Origin of the sequence: Saezia sanguinis (genome assembly GCF_003991585.1) — a bacterium.
Classification (GTDB): domain Bacteria; phylum Pseudomonadota; class Gammaproteobacteria; order Burkholderiales; family Burkholderiaceae_C; genus Saezia; species Saezia sanguinis.
On sequence record NZ_PQSP01000078.1, the window covers coordinates 1 to 271 of the forward strand.

The window sequence follows — 271 nt, forward strand, 5'->3', positions numbered from 1 at the left end:
CACCCGCATATCGCCACCGGCGCCACCGCCCGCCGCGACATGGTTGTTGGTCAGGATCAGCCCGTCCGAGGACAGCACCACACCGGAGCCCTCGCCCTGCCCACGGTTGCTCGCCACTTCGATCATCACGACCGACGGAGTGACCTCCTGCGCGACCGCCTGTACCGAACCCGCAGGGGCGTTCGCGGCGTCCTTGATCTCGGGCACCGGCGCATCGAGCGCATTGGTCACCGCAGGTCCGTTACCGGAATCGGTGACCAGGGCGCCGACC

General features: G+C 69.0%; 1 pseudogene. It reads right to left on the reverse strand.

The window, feature by feature from the left end:
- A pseudogene (locus CUZ56_RS15060) lies at positions 1-271 on the reverse strand (hypothetical protein); the annotation flags it as partial.